Annotated in this window: 15 protein-coding genes and 1 tRNA gene; 6 read left to right on the top strand and 10 right to left on the bottom strand. The window is 43.3% G+C overall.

What is annotated here, in order from left to right; genetic code table 11:
- Nucleotides 1-15: 15 nt before the first annotated feature.
- Nucleotides 16-2,481 (top strand): DNA gyrase subunit A, encoded by a 2,466-nt coding sequence (gene gyrA / locus ABFW99_RS07275; RefSeq protein WP_349354853.1) that lies wholly within the window; start codon nt 16-18, stop codon nt 2,479-2,481.
- An 80-nt stretch (nt 2,482-2,561) separates the two neighbouring features.
- Here gyrA and ABFW99_RS07270 read toward each other — a convergent pair whose 3' ends face one another.
- The 5 genes from ABFW99_RS07270 to ABFW99_RS07250 form a co-directional block, all read right to left on the bottom strand.
- Complete coding sequence (locus ABFW99_RS07270) at nt 2,562-3,500, bottom strand: helix-turn-helix transcriptional regulator (RefSeq protein WP_349354852.1); 939 nt, start codon at nt 3,498-3,500, stop codon at nt 2,562-2,564.
- A 2-nt stretch (nt 3,501-3,502) separates the two neighbouring features.
- The gene (locus ABFW99_RS07265) at nt 3,503-4,147 is read right to left on the bottom strand and encodes an RsmG family class I SAM-dependent methyltransferase (protein WP_349354851.1); all 645 of its coding nucleotides are present in this window, start codon (nt 4,145-4,147) and stop codon (nt 3,503-3,505) included.
- A 10-nt stretch (nt 4,148-4,157) separates the two neighbouring features.
- On the bottom strand, nt 4,158-6,044 hold the full coding sequence (gene mnmG / locus ABFW99_RS07260) for a tRNA uridine-5-carboxymethylaminomethyl(34) synthesis enzyme MnmG (RefSeq protein ID WP_349354850.1): 1,887 nt from the start codon (nt 6,042-6,044) through the stop codon (nt 4,158-4,160).
- A gap of 187 nt (nt 6,045-6,231) precedes the next feature.
- Nucleotides 6,232-6,305: transfer RNA gene (locus ABFW99_RS07255), tRNA-Asp, on the bottom strand.
- Nucleotides 6,306-6,439: 134 nt separating this feature from the next.
- Complete coding sequence (locus tag ABFW99_RS07250; RefSeq protein WP_349354849.1) at nt 6,440-6,988, bottom strand: glutathione peroxidase; 549 nt, start codon at nt 6,986-6,988, stop codon at nt 6,440-6,442.
- A gap of 62 nt (nt 6,989-7,050) precedes the next feature.
- Between ABFW99_RS07250 and ABFW99_RS07245 the strand changes: the two genes are divergently transcribed.
- Genes ABFW99_RS07245 through ABFW99_RS07235 form a run of 3 tightly spaced genes read left to right on the top strand, consistent with a single transcriptional unit; the run spans nt 7,051 to nt 8,833 of the window.
- Nucleotides 7,051-7,779, top strand: a complete 729-nt coding sequence (locus ABFW99_RS07245; protein ID WP_349354848.1) for a hypothetical protein — start codon at nt 7,051-7,053, stop codon at nt 7,777-7,779.
- Nucleotides 7,776-8,075: a hypothetical protein gene (locus ABFW99_RS07240; protein WP_290964056.1), complete on the top strand. Its 300-nt coding sequence runs from the start codon at nt 7,776-7,778 to the stop codon at nt 8,073-8,075. The genes ABFW99_RS07245 and ABFW99_RS07240 overlap by 4 nt, the downstream gene beginning before the upstream one ends.
- Complete coding sequence (locus ABFW99_RS07235; RefSeq protein ID WP_349354847.1) at nt 8,072-8,833, top strand: MBL fold metallo-hydrolase; 762 nt, start codon at nt 8,072-8,074, stop codon at nt 8,831-8,833. The genes ABFW99_RS07240 and ABFW99_RS07235 overlap by 4 nt, the downstream gene beginning before the upstream one ends.
- Here ABFW99_RS07235 and ABFW99_RS07230 read toward each other — a convergent pair whose 3' ends face one another.
- The 4 genes from ABFW99_RS07230 to ABFW99_RS07215 all read right to left on the bottom strand — a co-directional run bounded on the left by ABFW99_RS07230 (nt 8,834) and on the right by ABFW99_RS07215 (nt 12,496).
- Complete coding sequence (locus ABFW99_RS07230) at nt 8,834-9,919, bottom strand: mannose-1-phosphate guanylyltransferase (RefSeq protein ID WP_349354846.1); 1,086 nt, start codon at nt 9,917-9,919, stop codon at nt 8,834-8,836.
- Between the two features lie 54 nt (nt 9,920-9,973).
- Nucleotides 9,974-11,056 (bottom strand): sensor histidine kinase, encoded by a 1,083-nt coding sequence (locus ABFW99_RS07225; RefSeq protein ID WP_349354845.1) that lies wholly within the window; start codon nt 11,054-11,056, stop codon nt 9,974-9,976.
- The gene (locus ABFW99_RS07220) at nt 11,053-11,730 is read right to left on the bottom strand and encodes a response regulator transcription factor (RefSeq protein WP_349354844.1); all 678 of its coding nucleotides are present in this window, start codon (nt 11,728-11,730) and stop codon (nt 11,053-11,055) included. Before ABFW99_RS07220 ends, ABFW99_RS07225 begins: the two co-directional genes overlap by 4 nt.
- A gap of 139 nt (nt 11,731-11,869) precedes the next feature.
- The gene (locus ABFW99_RS07215) at nt 11,870-12,496 is read right to left on the bottom strand and encodes a 2OG-Fe(II) oxygenase (RefSeq protein WP_349354843.1); all 627 of its coding nucleotides are present in this window, start codon (nt 12,494-12,496) and stop codon (nt 11,870-11,872) included.
- Between the two features lie 171 nt (nt 12,497-12,667).
- On the opposite strand from ABFW99_RS07215, the gene ABFW99_RS07210 reads away from it, so the two are divergent.
- Nucleotides 12,668-14,365 carry a potassium channel family protein gene (locus ABFW99_RS07210; protein WP_349354842.1) on the top strand — a complete coding sequence of 566 codons (1,698 nt, stop codon included), beginning with the start codon at nt 12,668-12,670 and terminating at the stop codon, nt 14,363-14,365.
- Here ABFW99_RS07210 and ABFW99_RS07205 read toward each other — a convergent pair.
- The gene (locus ABFW99_RS07205) at nt 14,362-16,098 is read right to left on the bottom strand and encodes a carbon starvation CstA family protein (RefSeq protein ID WP_349354841.1); all 1,737 of its coding nucleotides are present in this window, start codon (nt 16,096-16,098) and stop codon (nt 14,362-14,364) included. The genes ABFW99_RS07210 and ABFW99_RS07205 overlap by 4 nt on opposite strands.
- 86 nt (nt 16,099-16,184) lie before the next feature.
- Between ABFW99_RS07205 and ABFW99_RS07200 the strand changes: the two genes are divergently transcribed.
- Nucleotides 16,185-16,406, top strand: coding sequence for a DUF3820 family protein (locus ABFW99_RS07200; protein ID WP_349354840.1), 222 nt, complete (start codon nt 16,185-16,187; stop codon nt 16,404-16,406).
- The last annotated feature ends 74 nt before the right edge of the window (nt 16,407-16,480 follow it).

The following is a 16,480-nucleotide window of genomic DNA, read 5'->3' as shown; positions in this document are numbered from 1 at the left end:
TTTACTACCTGATTTATGGCCAGAGAAAAAATTATACCTATTACTATAGAAGACGAAATGCAATCGTCCTACATCGATTATTCGATGTCGGTTATTGTATCAAGGGCTCTTCCTGATGTTCGGGATGGATTGAAGCCCGTTCACCGAAGAGTACTTTACGGGATGAACGATCTCGGAATGCTTCATAACCGTAACTATAAGAAAAGTGCTCGTATTGTTGGTGAGGTTCTTGGTAAGTATCACCCTCACGGTGACACCGCCGTTTATGATTCCATTGTTCGAATGGTTCAGGACTTTTCCCTCAGATATCCGCTTGTAGACGGCCAGGGTAACTTCGGCTCCATTGATGGTGACAGCGCGGCGGCTATGCGTTATACAGAAGTTCGTATGGATCGGCTCTCCGAAGAATTGCTTTCTGATATCAATAAGGAAACTGTTGATTATTCCTCCAACTTTGATGATACACTTGAGGAGCCTACGGTTCTTCCAAGTATGCTTCCGAACTTGCTGCTGAATGGTGCCTCAGGTATTGCCGTAGGTATGGCAACCAACATGGCGCCACATAATATGACGGAAGTTATTGATGGGGTTACTGAATATATCAACAATCCTGATATTGAGATTAAGGAGTTGATGCAACACATAAAAGCTCCTGACTTCCCAACCGCAGGCATTATCTATGGTTATGAAGGAGTAAAAGAAGCGTATGAAACCGGCCGTGGTAAAATTACTCTTCGTGCCCGTGCCAATACAGAAGAATTGCGCGGAAACCGTGAACAAATTGTAATTACAGAAATTCCATACCAGGTTAACAAGAGTACCCTGATTCAAAAGATTGCTTCTCTTGTTAACGACGAGAAAATCACTGAGATATCTGAGGTCAGAGACGAATCTGACCGCGAGGGTATTCGAATTGTCATCATCCTCAAACGATCTGCAAACGCCGGAGTTGTACTCAATCAATTGTACAAGTACACTCAGATGCAGACTACTTTTGGAGTGATTAACCTGGCGCTTGTTAAGGGACGTCCTAAAGTGATGGATCTTAAAGAGCTTATTTATCACTTTGTAGAACATCGAGTGGATATTATTATTCGCCGCACGATGTACGATCTCGACCAGGCGGAAGCCCGGGCTCATATTCTTGAAGGACTTAAGATTGCGCTGGATAATCTTGACGAGGTCATCAAAACCATTCGTGCGTCAAACAGTCCACAAGAGGCAAATGTAGAGTTGCGCAAGAAGTTTGCCCTCACCGATATTCAGGCCAAAGCTATTCTGGACATGCGTCTTCAAAAGCTTACCGGACTGGAGCGTGAGAAAATCGATGGTGAGTACAGAGAGATTATCGACAAAATTTCAGACTACCGGGAAATTCTCACAAACCGCGACAAGCAAACAGCCATTATCAAAGAAGAGCTTGCCGACCTGAAGAAGCGTTATGGTGATGAACGAAGAACACAAGTTGTTCACTCCGCCGACGACTTCAGCATTGAAGACATGATTGCTGACGAAGATGTAGTCGTAACCATTTCAAACAAAGGCTTTATCAAGCGAATGCCCGTCAGCGGTTATCGCCGACAGCGGCGTGGTGGTAAAGGAATGAAGGGAACAACCACCCGGGATGAGGAATATGTAGAACATTTATTTGTAGCTACCACCCATAACTATATTCTGTTCTTCACTGAAAAGGGAATGTGTTACTGGTTGAAGGTTTATGAAATTCCGGAAGGTGGCCGACTCGCAAGGGGCCGCGCTATTGTGAATCTCATTGAGCTTGACAAAGATGACTCTATCAAAGCCTTTGTTCCGGTTAAGACACTTGATGAGGAAGAGTACATTAATAATCACTCCATCATCATGGCTACTAAAGACGGACTTGTTAAGAAAACAACTCTTGAAGCTTACAGTCGACCTCGTCGTGATGGAATTATTGCCATCAATATTAAGGAGGGCGACAGCTTACTTGCAGCCGAGCTAACCGATGGCGACAGCCAGATTATTCTTGCCAATAAAAACGGCCGTGCCATCCGGTTCCACGAAGAGGACGTCCGCGAAATGGGGCGAAACACTTCCGGAGTGAAGGGCATGAGCTTAGGCAAGAACGGTGAAATCGTTGATATGGTCGTGATCCGAAATGCACACGAAGCCACTGTACTTGCTATGTCTGAAAATGGATATGGTAAACGTTCTCTTGTAGATGATTACAGAGAACAATCCAGAGGTGGTAAGGGTGTGATTACACTTAAGATAACTCCGAAAACAGGTGACTTGATTGCGCTTAAAGAAGTAACCGATCAGGATGATCTTATGATTATCACGGAGCGCGGTAAAGTTATCCGAATGAATTGCGGAGGCATCCGAACTATGGGCAGAAACACTCAGGGTGTTCGTATCATGCGCCTTGATTCTGATGGCGCTATTGCAGCCGTAACCCGTGTAGTGAACGAAGAGGAAGGAGATGAGGACGACGAAGATTAACCCTCAACTTCTTTACTAAATTAAAATAAAAAGGGCTTCAATACTGAAGCCCTTTTTTAGTATCTGATATTTTGGGATACTTAGTTACCCAGCATTTCGCGGAGCAGCTTCTCTCTTTTCTCAACCAACTCTTCAGGTTCTTCAATTTTCACTTTTTTCCCAAACTGAAGAAGCCACTCGTTTATAAAGTCCAAATTATCGAAATCAAAGCACACCTTAAAAAATTCAGAATTTACATGGTTTTTCTTAATTATTTTAGCCGGTAAATTCGCCTCCAGACGCGCTATATCTTCTTTTTTGACCTGTAGTATTATTGATTGAGAACTCGCCTCAGACCGGAAAATAAGGGCCTCTACGTCCAAGTCGTTGTTAAGGTGGTATTTTTCATCTAAGATTTTTACCTCTTCCACCTTTTCCAGTATAAAATTTCTGATTTCACCACGAAGGTGAGATTTTCCAATCACATTCCAGTGATCCTGGTAAAAAACTAAAATATACGGGTCAATTTTTCGAACCCCCGCCTCTCCGGATTTTGTCGTGTACTCAAATTGCAGTCTTTTTTGTTGAGCAATGGCGCTGCTTATGAGATACCAACTCCCTCCTTTTTTCTTCTCGCCGCCAAACCTTAGGTAGGGATCAACTATCGTTCTTCCCTCCAGCGAAGTCATGAACTCTTTCAATTCATTTGGGAGTACATTCTTAATTTTTACCTCTACTCCTTTGGCATCTTCCACCAGGCCCTGATCCACCTGAGATTTAACAAAATTCAGCCCAACCATGATGGTTGCAAGCTCTTTCGAAGTAAACATCAGAGGAGGAACCTTATATCCTTCAATCAAACCATAACCGGAATAACGGTCCCAGGTAACCGGCACGTTAATTTCTTGTAGTGCATTAAAGTCTCTGAATATAGTCCTTCTGCTTACATCAAACCGCTCAGCCAGTTCATCTACTGTTAATCGTTTACCCGGCTGTTGAAGCAAAAGCATCAATTTCAGTCTTCTTTCTGAGCTATTCATTACTACTGTCTTCTTGAAATTTCTACCATTGCTTTTCCTTTATAAAACTCGTCTCCAAATCCTGGCATCAAATCGATAACATTTATGCTTAGGGGTTCTGCAACATCCACCACCTCATTCCCCACCTCTTCCCCACCCTTAAGAAGAATTATTCTTTTCCACTTCTTTGGCTCGAGCATTTTACACAAATCGCCAATCTTAAAGGCATGTTTAGAGACCAATAACTCATCCCCGGCAAAGCCTGCCTTTTCAATGGAGTGAGAGCTTGATGATACATTGTTCAGGCTTAATCCGGAGGCCATGTTTTTACAGGCCATTATTTTCTTTGTCACTATATCATTCAGGTGCACATGCTTTTCATTGCCGCAAATAGCCAAAGGAATACCCGGCAACCCCCCGCCTGTACCCGAATCTATGACCTTATTTGCCTGCAAAAACCAATCAGATTGCGTTAATACCAACGAATGCTCAATGTGCTTCTTTATAGTTTCACGTGAAACGCCCCGGCTCACCAGGTTGATTTTATTATTCCACCACAGCAGGCGATCCACATAGTCTTCAAGCTTTTCTTTGTGTGTATCGAATAAAAGCCGAGCCCCTTGCGCCTTCTTTTTGGATAGTGGGGTTCTTAAAATTTGATGTTCCACGTGAAACAAATTAGTTCTTAAGATAGATCATAAGCACGGAGAGGTCGCTGGCAGACACTCCGCTTATTCTGCTTGCCTGACCTATCGTCTCGGGGCGTATCTTGGAAAGTTTTTGTGCCCCCTCAGTAGAAAGACTTTTGATGCTTGTATATTCAACCTGTTCCGGTATAGGCATGTTTTCCTGTTTCTCCATCTCTTTTACCATTTCAAACTCTTTCTCTATATACCCGGCATACTTAATTTGAATCTCTATCTGATCCAGCACTTCTTTGTTGTCGCTTACCCCTCTTATCTCTCGGGCAAGCTCTTCATCATAATCCATCATGTCCAGCAGAGAAACCTCAGGCCTGAGCAATATTCTCTCTGCCTTCATGGGTTGGTTCATCGTCGAGCTGTTCTTACTTTCTAGCATTGGGTCCATTTTATCCGGATAGACGGTATAATCCTTAATTATGTCATCGAGCTTATTAATCGCTTCTTTCTTCTTCTCTACTCGCTGCATTCTTTTATCGGAAGCCAGCCCTATTCGATGGCCAATCTCTGTTAAGCGGAGGTCGGCATTGTCCTGGCGGAGCAAAATTCTGTGCTCAGCTCGTGATGTAAACATCCGGTACGGTTCTTCAGTACCCTTGTTTATTAGGTCATCAATCAAAACCCCGATGTATGCCTCAGACCTTTGCAGAACTAACGGCTCCTTCTCTTGTACATTAAGAGCTGCATTGATTCCGGCCATCAATCCCTGGCAAGCAGCTTCTTCGTAGCCGGTGGTTCCGTTAATCTGACCGGCAAAGAAAAGACCTTTGACTGATTTAGTCTCTAATGAGCGCCGGATTTGATGGGGTGGGAAATAATCATACTCTATGGCATATCCGGGCCGAATCATAATCACCTCTTCAAAACCGGGAATTGTTCTCAACGCCTTGTACTGAACATCTTCAGGGAGGGAAGTCGAAAACCCATTTAAGTACATCTCATACGTATTCCACCCTTCAGGCTCCAGAAACAACTGGTGACGGTCTTTATCTGCGAAGCGATTAATCTTATCTTCTATACTTGGGCAGTAACGAGGACCAATGGATTTAATCCGACCATTAAACATCGGGCTCCGATCGAACCCTTCTTTCAAAACCTCATGCACCTCTTCATTGGTATATCCAATCCAGCAAGACATTTGCTCTTCTAAGGAAGGCAATGATTCTGTCAGAAAAGAAAAAGCCGTAGGGTGTTCATCCCCAAACTGTTCTTCCAGTTGAGAGTAATCTACGGTTCTGCCATCCACTCGAGGAGGTGTTCCGGTCTTTAATCTGCCTACTTCAAAGCCAAGCTTCTCAAGAGCAGCAGAGATTCCAATGGAGGCTCTTTCCCCGGACCTGCCCCCACCATAATTACTTTCGCCGATATGAATTAGTCCGTTTCCAAAAGTACCGGTTGTTAAAATGACTGACTTAGCATAAAACTTTTGTCCGGTTTGGGTAACGACGCCCTTAATCTCATTATCATTTTCTGAGATTAAATCGACCACATTATCCTGGCGGAAAAATAAGTGTTCTTTATCCTCGAGCTTCTCCCTCATTTTCTGCGCATATAACATACGATCACTTTGGCATCGGGGACTCCACATTGCAGGTCCTTTACTCATATTGAGCATCCTGAATTGTACACCGGATTCATCACTTACTATTCCGGACAAACCGCCCAGGGCATCAATCTCTCTTACCAGCTGGCCTTTTGCTACACCACCCATAGCCGGGTTACAAGACATCTTAGCGATTGCTTCCAGGTTCATGGTAATCAGCAGGGTTTTTGCTCCCATTTGTGCCGCAGCTCCTGCTGCTTCACTGCCGGCATGGCCTCCACCAACTACGATTACATCATATGTAGGATCTAAAACGGACATTACTCTCTGTTTTTTATGTATTTATAAAAACCAATTAACACTTAGCTATAATAAAGATAAGAAATTGCAGCTCGCTGAACTATAACCTACACTTAGTAGATTTGCCGAAGACTCACTGATACGGGGAATCGTATTTATAAAGTAGCTACAAACAAAAAAAGCTTCCAACTATGTGGAAGCTTTATTGCGATCCGGAAGGGACTCGAACCCTCGACCTCCTGCGTGACAGGCAGGCGTTCTAACCAACTGAACTACCGGACCTTTTTGAGAGCATCAAATATACAGACCATATCGATTGGAAGTCAAGCCTTTTTCCGAAAAAGATTAATTAAAAAAATGAGGATCACGAACTCAATCGTGACCCTCTTATCGGGATGGTGATGGGATAAAAATTCTTAACCGTTTAATTCTTTTTCGATAGCGTTAACAAGAGGCTTACTTTGAGGTTCTACGCTGCTCCTGAATCTTCTTTTTAGTAAACCATTTTTATCAATCAAGAATTTCTCGAAGTTCCATTTAATCTCTCCGTCAAAATCATCGTTTGGTAAGGAGGTTAAGTATGAGAACAAAGCCGCCTGGTCTTCACCTTTAACCGATACCTTAGAAAACATTGGGAACTCCACACCATATTCAAGCGTGCAAAATTGCTTTATTTCCTGATCTGTTCCCGGCTCCTGGCCATTAAAGTTATTGGCCGGAAACCCCAATATCACAAACCCTTCATCTTTATAGGCTTCATAAATTTTCTGAAGTCCTTCATATTGAGGCGTATATCCGCATTTGGAGGCAACGTTGACCACCAAGATAACCTGTCCTTTATACTGTTCCAGAGAAACCTCCTCTCCATCTATATCCTGAACGGTAAAATCGTATAATGATGTTTGTTCTGTTGCTCCCATTGAGGCTGAAACTGCCAAAACCAGTGCTGTAAATAAAATTTTCATTGAAATATTTTTTTCTTCGGTCGTTAGTCTTTAAACTGATTCACTTAATAAAATCATTCCCCATGATACAATCTCTTTTTAAGCGGTTTCTGTTGTTGGCTCTTTTTGCATCCCCCGCCATCGGTTATGCACAAATGTTTTCGGTTGGTGACGAAGCTGAACAAGGATCCAATCCTTTTGCCCCATACCTCCGGGTCGGGATACAACCTATCGACTTCAGTTATACCGGAGACCCGGCGGCCCTTAACTCACATCAGTCTTTGGCATTTACCGGGACCGCTGCTCACATTTCATTTGAATCGGGCGGCTTTACCATTGGTGCAAGTCTTGGTAACGACATGACCGGTTTGGATAATAGAAATTACTTTGACCTGAAAATCAATTTTACTAATCCTTTCTATTTTGTGAGAACGCCAAATTTTGGGCTGGGAGTACCCATTCAACTGGGTTCAAAAATAACCAGCGTGCGGAGTGATGATATAAGTGAAGAGTTTTCTCAAACAAACCTGCATGCAGGTGCAGGAGGCATAGCCCAACTATATTTTCCAGACAAACTTGGTGTCACAGCGCAATTTATACCGGCCTTTGGCTTCAGTACAGCAAGCGGGGGTTTAATTGGAGGCAACGTCTTTTCAATGAGGGGAAAAGCAAGGGTTAATTTCTACAACCTTGTTTTTGGAAGAAACATAAGTTTGGGGTATGATTACATATTCGATTCGTATGATATTGACGGTGACGAATTTGATTACGACTTTTCAGGACATATACTAACACTCGGAATTTCCCTTTGAAACCAGAAAAATTTCTTCTTGAACTCGAACAAATCCTTGAACAGGCGGGCTATACCCTCCGTAAGGAGCGGGGCTCGTTTCGCGGGGACGAGTGTATAATTGAAGGGCAGAAGCTGGTGATGGTAAACAAGAACAAGCCGGTTGCTTCTCAACTGGGAACCATGGGACGGGTGCTTGGCCAAATTGATTTAACGGGAGTATATATTAAACCAGCCGTTCGAAAAAAGCTGGAAGAACTTTGGGACCAACTAGCTGTAACTCCCGAAGAAACTTCTGAGGACTTTGAGTTAGAATGAAAATAACGTTTCTGGGTACCGGCACGTCTATGGGAGTTCCTGTTGCGGGAGGCTTTAGGCGTGAAAAACTTTCACATGATCCAAGAAATGAACGTACCCGCTGTTCCGTATGGATTCAGGTTCACGGTAAATCGATCCTGATCGATGCCGGACCCGAGTTCAGAATACAAAGCATTCGCTCGCGCATCAAAAAAATTGATCATTTTCTCATTACCCACGAACATATGGATCATGTTTCCGGGATCGATGACCTTAGAGTTTACTCCTACATTAATAAAGCTCCCATTCCCGCTTACACTTCCGGACAATGCATCGAGTCTATCCACAAGCGTTTTGATTATATGTTTGGGGAAAACAAATATCCCGGCTCTACATCCCTTGACCTGACCGAAGTAACCACTTCTTTTAAATTAGATGAAAAAATCGAGGTAACACCCTTGCCGGTAAAACATGGTGATTTAGACATACTCGGATTCCGGGTAAACGACTTCTCTTACCTGACGGATGTAAAACACATCCCTGATGAGACTCTTGAGCTTATAAAAGGCTCCAAGGTGATTGCACTGAGTGCGCTGCGCTGGGAACCCGAACACCCTACTCACTTGAGCATTCCAGAGGCTGTTGAGTTGTTGGAGAGTCTGAATGTCCCCGAAGCCTACCTCATTCATATGAACAGCTACGTAGATCACGAGTCTACTAATAAAAGATTACCTGATCATATCCGTCTTGCCTATGACATGCTGAGCATTGAGATCTAATCACAGGAACTTTTGCAGGTCTTCAGCCGCCTTGAGTTGATCTACAATTTGCTTAACACCCTGTGCCGAATTCAGGTCACATACCAAAATAGCATCATCCGTTTCAACCACGGCAACGTTTTCGACACCGACAAGCGAAATCATTTTTTCTGAATTAGAAAAGACCAGATTATTTTTAGAACCAGCAAAGGTTGTAAACATGGTCTGAACAGCATTTCCATGCTTGTCCTTATCTGCCAGACCATAAACAGCCGACCAGCTTCCTACATCATTCCAGCCAAATTCGCCCGGCACCACAAATACAGAATCAGAATTTTCCATAATACCGTAATCTATGGAGATTGATTCGCAGGCATGATAGAAATCATTGACCGCGGCTTCGTGCATATCCGTATAAAATTCAGGCGAAGCTGCTTTTACTTCTTCGTACATGGATGGCAGGTGACATTTAATTTCTTTCAATACTGCCTCTGCCTTCCATACAAACATACCGCTGTTCCAAAAATAATCACCTGAATCCAGAAATTTTTCGGCCGTGGGCAGGTCCGGTTTTTCCGTAAATGCTTTAACAGGATGAACTTTATTCTCTTTCACTTCTTCTATAGACGCGTTATCTGAATGAATATACCCGAAGCCTGTCTCCGGACGGTTAGGCCTTATACCAATGGTAACCAAATGTTCTCCAGATTCTGCTTTTGCAATCGCGCTTTCTAAATATTGGTTGAAAGCATCCGGGTCGGTGATATGATGATCAGCCGGAAGCACCACCATAACCGCTTCGGGATCCTTTTTATATAACATTTCTGCAGCTATAGCTACACACGGAGCTGTATTCTTGGCAACCGGCTCTCCTACAATATTTTCTTCAGGTACTTTGGGTAGCTGTTCTTTTACGATGTTCACATAACTATCGTTTGTAACCACCATTACCCGCTCCTGGGGAATAAGGCCTTCAATACGTTTGGCTGTATTTTGAATCATGGTTCCTTCTCCGAAAAGGGAAAGAAACTGTTTGGGAAGCTTTTTTGTGCTTTTTGGCCAGAACCGTGTACCCGAACCACCAGCCATAATTACTGCATATACCATAAGTATGTTTTTTGGATCTAACTTCGTTTAGATTGAAAAGTACGATTTATATAATCAAACCTGAACCGGATCTGAGCGGCGAAGGCTAATGGTAAAGGTCGAGCCTTTGTTAGGTTCGCTTTCAATGCTAAACTTTTCTCCGTGAGCTTCCATGATGTGCTTAACTATCGCCAAGCCAAGCCCTGTTCCACCCCGCTCTCTGGATCGGGATTTATCAACGCGGAAAAACCTTTCTGTTACCCTCGGGATATCTTTTTCATCAATTCCGATGCCGGTATCTTTAACTGACACAAAAACTCGCTCCGACTGCCTGGGTTTCGTGAATACATTCACTTCTACCTTCCCGTTCGGCACATTGTATTTAATGCCGTTCTCAACCAGGTTAATCAATACCTGTTTCACCTGATTCTTATCTACCTTCACCATAATATTCTTGTCAAAGTCGTGGACGATCAGCTCAATATTCTCCTTTTCGGCTTTATAATTAAGGCTTTCGATAATGTCATGCAGTACCTCATAGAGGTAAATCTCCTCTATCTCCGATTTAAGCTCCCCGGTTTCCAGCTTGGATATTTCCATCAGATCTTTGGTGAGGTAGATAAGCCGGTTTACATTACGCATCGCTTTCTTCAGAAAATCCCGGTTCACTTCCTCATCTTCCAGCGCACCATTTAATAAAGTTTCTATAAAACCCTGAATGGCAAAAATAGGCGTTTTCAACTCGTGGGAAATGTCACCAATAAATTCTTTGCGGTAGTTCTCTATTCTGTTCAGTCGTTGAATTTCCCGCTCAATGGTCCGGCTGGACTTAATTCCCTGTTTCACCAGGTAGTCTACTTCGTCATTATGGGTTGAAGTTACGTTTTCATATTCCATGAACCGCTTGCGCGCCATGTTTTTAAACAATCGCTCTATAGTATTCATTCTCTTATGTGAAACAAAATAAATGACTGCATACGATGTCAGGAATATCATACCGCCCATAAGAGCAGAAACTGAGCCGGCGTCTTTTATGGTGAAACTATACCCCAGCCACATCAGCAGAAAGATAAATGCTGCCGAAATCAGTGAAATGTAGAAAGCTGCCCGAAGACCAAAGCGAAAAACGCCCCGTTTCTTCTTTTTAGATTTACTCATTCTTTAAATCTGTAGCCCACTCCTTTTACTGTTTCGATGTAGTGATCTCCCAGTTTCTCCCTGATTTTTCTCACGTGTACATCAACGGTACGATCTACCACATAAATATTATCTCCCCAGACTTTGTTAAGCAGGGTTTGGCGATCTCTTACTTTTCCCTTGCGGCTGGCCAGGTAGTATAAAAGCTCAAACTCTTTACGGGGAAGGTGAAATTCTTCGTCGCCTCGTGTAACAATGTATCGATCTTTGTCAATGGAAAGATCATGAACATCGAGCCGGTCAATATCTTCCGTAGTTTCATCAAACCTGCGCATCACGGCTTTAATCCTGGAAATCAATTTTGTGGTGCTAATGGGCTTGGTTATATAATCGTCGCCCCCTTTATCGAGACCTTCCACCTCTGTTTTTTCATCACTCCGAGCAGTCAGAAAAATAATGGGGATTGATTTCAGGTCATCATCGGCGCGCATGGTTTCCACAGCTTCCATTCCGTCCATTTTCGGCATCATGATATCCATCAGGACCAAATCCGGTTTATGCTCTTTGGCTATTTTGATCCCCTCCTCTCCGTTTTCAGCCTTCAAAACGGCGAAGCCTTCTTTTTTAAGATTATATTCAATCAGATCGAGCAGATCTTTTTCATCATCTACTACAAGTATGGTTTGTTTAGCCACGGCATCAGGATTTTGTGAGGATTTTCAGATAAACAATGGTACTAATGTACCATGTTAATAGAAAATGAATGGGGATTAAGAAATTGTTACCCGATTCTCTTTAAAATAAGCAGTTTTTGGCTTTTTTCTCTTTATTTGCTCATCGCAGCAAATAACCAACATTAGCTGGCTGATGTAACAACCACCCCGTTAAACTGTAGCGGGGCACATTGGTGGTTAAAACCTCGTGCTCCACCGTATCGCTTTTAAAGAGAAGCACCCTTTTGGAAATGGGCTCTACCATAATTTCCTCTCCGTCTTTATATATGACAAGCTCTCCGCCATCTCCCTTTTTCCATTCTTTATTCAGGTATAAAAGCACGGTTATCTGCCGATTGGAACTTTCATTAAACTGATCCAGATGCCGGTGATAATGAGTACCGGCAGGATATTTGGCAATATGAAATTCAGAGCCCGATAAACTGAGGTAGCAATATCTCCTCAAGCTTTGAATCAACTCCTCTTTTATGTCAAAGAAAAAAGATAGCTTCTGATCTCGGTCTTCATCGAGCCAGTAAATAAAGTCGCCCCGGACTTCGGCCTTTAGTTTAAAATCCTGCTGAGCTCCTATTCCGGCTTTCTTGAGCTCGTCATTTTCCTCTGCATCATTGAAAAAGCCCATAATCTTCGCGTATTCTTCATCAGAGATGAAATCATCTATAACTACATAGTCCTGCTCGGCCAGCTGATCCATCCAGCCGATCCATGTTTCTTCACTATAGTTCATAGTTTTTTATTAACTCCTGGTAGGCTCCTTCTCTCTCAAAAAAACAAATTTACGTGGATTTTCAGAATAAAGGAATAACATGGAATCACTTTCAAAAAAATTATGCTATTTCTGTAACTGTTAGTTTTATAACCTTCTTTCTTTTAATTGTACTATCTGTAATATTGCCGTATGAAATTTTTCACCTCCCAGATCAGCTACTTCGTATCTAACCGAAATACCCGAACCAACATCCGGCGTCTTATCCGCTTTATGCTCATTTTGTTGGGAATGATCGTTGTGTACGGTGTTCTTTTTCATGAAATAATGGAAATGGAGGGACAAAAACATTCCTGGATGACGGGATTCTACTGGACCCTTACCACTATGACCACCCTCGGTTTTGGAGACATCACCTTTACGTCTGATTTAGGACGCGCCTTCTCCATCCTAGTATTGATTTCCGGGGTAATTTCCTTGCTCATCATGCTTCCCTTTACCTTTATTGAATTTTTCTATGCCCCCTGGATGGAAGCTCAACACCGGGCCAGAGCCCCCAGGGAACTTCCAAAAGGAACCAAAGATCATGTTATTATCACCAGTTTTGATGCGGTAACCAAAGCCCTGATCGAAAAGCTGGATCAGTACGGGCATGAGTATGTGCTGCTTGTGGATGAACTGCAGCAAGCCCTCGACCTGTACGATCAGGGATATAGGGTGATGCTTGGCGATGCTGATGACCCGGAAACCTATCGGAAAATGAATGTACAGGATGCGGCCCTGGTAGTAAGTGGGGGCACCGATATGTTTAATACCAATGTGGCCCATACCATTCGTGAGTTCAGCGATGATGTTAAAATTATATCTACTGCCAACTCATACGACTCCATTGATATTCTGAAATTAGCCGGGAGTAATCATGTACTTCACATGGGGAACATTCTGGGAAGAGCTCTTTCACGCCGAACATTGGGCCAGGATGCCCGTGTACATCCGGTGGGTAGGTTTGGGCGGCTAGTTATTGCTGAAGCTACAACCTATAACACACCTTTGGTTGGTAAAACATTACGGGAAAGCCGGTTACGTGAAGACATCGGAATTAACGTGGTGGGAATCTGGGAGCGTGGTAATTTTGTGGGTTCCCATCCTGATGTAGAAATAAAAAGCCATAGTGTGTTAGTACTGGCCGGCTCTGTTCAGCAGTTACGCAAATACGATGAGCTATTCGGAATTTACAGCATCAGTGATGAGCCGGTTCTAATTATCGGAGCAGGACGAGTGGGCAGGGCGGCCGCTTATCACCTGAAAAGAAGAGACATCAAGTTTAAAATTGTTGATAAGAACCCGGAACGCATTCGTAATTCTAAAAACTTTATACTCGGTGATGCTGCAGACCTGGAAACCCTGAAAAAAGCCGGGATTGATTCGGCACCAAGCGTTATCATAACCTCTCATCTGGATGACGTAAACATTTACCTCACCATTTATTGCCGCAGCCTCCGACCCAACATTCATATCATTTCCCGCTCAACCCTTGAAAGGAATGTGCATACCCTTCACCGTGCCGGTGCCGATTTTGTGATGAGCTATGCCTCGATGGGAGCCAATGCCATTTTTAATATTTTTGAAGAGAATGATATTGTTATGATCGCGGAAGGGCTCAATGTATTCAGCCTTAAAACTCCATCTAAAATTCAGGGAAAATCGCTCATAGAATGCGACATTCGAAATACAACCGGCTGTAACGTGATTGCCTATCAAAAAGACGGAAAGCAGGTTATTAATCCGGATCCTAAGAAACCGATTCCATTTGGGAGCGAAATTATACTCATCGGGCAGGCGGATGATGAACAACGATTCATCAGTCACTACAAAAATCAGAACGATTAATTATCAGGTTCTTCTTTGCTCATTTTTTGTACCAGGGCGATGGCTTCGAGGATAATCCAGATGGTGAAACCAAGGATCACGGCTCCAAAAATAAAGAGCAGCATATTTCCATCGGTTTCTCCATAACCCGACCAATCGAAAATCACTTGTTTACTCATAGCCCAAAGCGTCATGATTAATAAGAAAATCATAGGTATCAGGGTATATACAATGCTTCGCCCATTTCTTTTCAACCAGATGCTCACCAGCAGCAAACTAATTCCCGCTAACAACTGGTTGGAGGTTCCAAACAAAGGCCACAGTAAATATCCGCCAGAGCCTAAACCTCTCGGTCCTTCAGGAAGCAGGACCAATGCCGCACTTGCCCCAACGGCAATCAGCGTGGAAGTGTGTAGTTTGGTTAGCGGTATAATCTGATATTCATCTCCCAATTCATTAATGATATAGCGCATCAACCGAACGGAAGTGTCCAGTGTGGTAGCTGCAAAACTGATCACAATAACGGCAATGATCGTCTTTGCTGCTTCAAGGGGAATGAGCAGCGCCGTTGCAAGCTGGGCGGCTCCCTCCACAAAAATGGTTAATCCCACAGCCCCGGCCTCTGAAAAGGAATGATATACATCGGTGAATTCACCGGTGGTATTGAAATAAGTAACAATGGCCACAATAGTAATAAGAGCCAGCGAACCTTCACCAATGGCCCCAATATATCCTACAAATCGAGCATCGGTTTCATTATCGAGCTGCTTGGCGGTCGTTCCTGAAGAAACCAATCCATGAAAACCGGAAATAGCCCCACAGGCAATGGTTATAAATAGAAGCGGAAACCAACTTACATCCGAAGTATCCGGGTTGGTTGCCGGTGCGGTGATTTCGGGGCTGCTCACAAATAAGCCTATATATAAAATTGCTAATCCCAGAACCAGCTGATATGCATTGATCAGATCCCGAGGTTGCAACAATAACCATACAGGTAAGGTTGAAGCGAAGTACACGTATATCATTAAAATGGCAATCCAAACAAAAAAGGCCATTTCGATACCGCTCAATCCGAATAAAACCACACTCTCAGCTCCTCCAAAATATTGAATCAAATCAATTTGAAGCACCGGCACGTAACTGGCAATAATAGCTGTGAAATACATCACAAAAAGCACCAGGATGGTAGGAATAATCATACCCCCAGTTTTTTTGAACGACCGGTACCCGATCCAGATGGCTAAAGGAATTTGAATGAAAATCGAAAGCACCGTAGCCGGGAAACTGATGAAGAGATTGGAAATGACCCATGCAAAAACGGCATTTACCATCAGCACCAGAATCAGGATAATAAAGAGAAACAGCAGCTTTGCCCGAGAACCAATTAACTTATCTGCCAGCGTACCAACCGATTGCCCTTTGTGCCGAACCGATAGAACCATGGTACCAAAATCATGAACTCCGGCCGCAAAGATGGTTCCTAAGACTACCCAAAGCATAGCCGGAAGCCAACCCCAGTATACTGCAATAGCAGGCCCCACGATGGGTGCTGCCCCTGCTATAGATGTAAAGTGATGACCGAGCAACACCCATTTATTAGTGGGCACAAAATCAACTTCATCGCTGAACTCATGAGCAGGCGTCATGAAATCGGGGTTAAGGCGATATATTTTCTCCGCAAGAAATTTGGAGTAATACCGATAGCCTATAAAAAACAACACCAAGGATGCCGCTGCGACCCAACTTGCCTGCATAATTGATTCCGATTAAATATTAAGTACCAACAATCTGCGCCTTAATTACTATTTTTCATTTTGTGATGCAAGCCACCTGAACCCTGATGTACCAGCGAGACTTTCTTATTAAACTTGTACAAGCCCGGATGCCTTTCGGGCAATACAAGGATCGGTATATCACACAGCTTCCGGTTCACTACCTGGAGTGGTTTTCCCGTCAGGGATGGCCGAGTGGTCAGCTTGGGCAGTATCTCGCCACTATGTTTGAGATTAAAACAAACGGACTCGATGATGTACTAAAGCCCATCATCCGCCAACACCGATAAAAAAATTTACTTTGAGTGTAACATATTTTTTACACTACGTAAAGAACTTTTGACATCTAACTAATTCAATTCAT

The organism is Gracilimonas sp. BCB1 (assembly GCF_040117685.2).
Taxonomy (GTDB): domain Bacteria; phylum Bacteroidota; class Rhodothermia; order Balneolales; family Balneolaceae; genus Gracilimonas.
Note: the sequence above shows the minus strand (reverse complement) of the source record. Positions and strands in the feature narration are given on the sequence as shown.

Excerpts from the sequence above, each read along its gene's own strand:
- gyrA (WP_349354853.1), top strand. The coding sequence starts at position 16 with ATGGCCAGAGAAAAAATTATACCTATTACTATAGAAGACGAAATGCAA.
- ABFW99_RS07200 (WP_349354840.1), top strand. The coding sequence starts at position 16,185 with ATGTACCAGCGAGACTTTCTTATTAAACTTGTACAAGCCCGGATGCCT.
- ABFW99_RS07270 (WP_349354852.1), bottom strand. The coding sequence starts at position 3,500 with ATGAATAGCTCAGAAAGAAGACTGAAATTGATGCTTTTGCTTCAACAG.
- ABFW99_RS07225 (WP_349354845.1), bottom strand. The coding sequence starts at position 11,056 with ATGAGTAAATCTAAAAAGAAGAAACGGGGCGTTTTTCGCTTTGGTCTT.
- ABFW99_RS07210 (WP_349354842.1), top strand. The coding sequence starts at position 12,668 with ATGAAATTTTTCACCTCCCAGATCAGCTACTTCGTATCTAACCGAAAT.
- ABFW99_RS07250 (WP_349354849.1), bottom strand. The coding sequence starts at position 6,988 with ATGAAAATTTTATTTACAGCACTGGTTTTGGCAGTTTCAGCCTCAATG.
- mnmG (WP_349354850.1), bottom strand. The coding sequence starts at position 6,044 with ATGTCCGTTTTAGATCCTACATATGATGTAATCGTAGTTGGTGGAGGC.
- ABFW99_RS07205 (WP_349354841.1), bottom strand. The coding sequence starts at position 16,098 with ATGCAGGCAAGTTGGGTCGCAGCGGCATCCTTGGTGTTGTTTTTTATA.
- ABFW99_RS07215 (WP_349354843.1), bottom strand. The coding sequence starts at position 12,496 with ATGAACTATAGTGAAGAAACATGGATCGGCTGGATGGATCAGCTGGCC.
- ABFW99_RS07245 (WP_349354848.1), top strand. The coding sequence starts at position 7,051 with ATGATACAATCTCTTTTTAAGCGGTTTCTGTTGTTGGCTCTTTTTGCA.
- ABFW99_RS07235 (WP_349354847.1), top strand. The coding sequence starts at position 8,072 with ATGAAAATAACGTTTCTGGGTACCGGCACGTCTATGGGAGTTCCTGTT.
- ABFW99_RS07230 (WP_349354846.1), bottom strand. The coding sequence starts at position 9,919 with ATGGTATATGCAGTAATTATGGCTGGTGGTTCGGGTACACGGTTCTGG.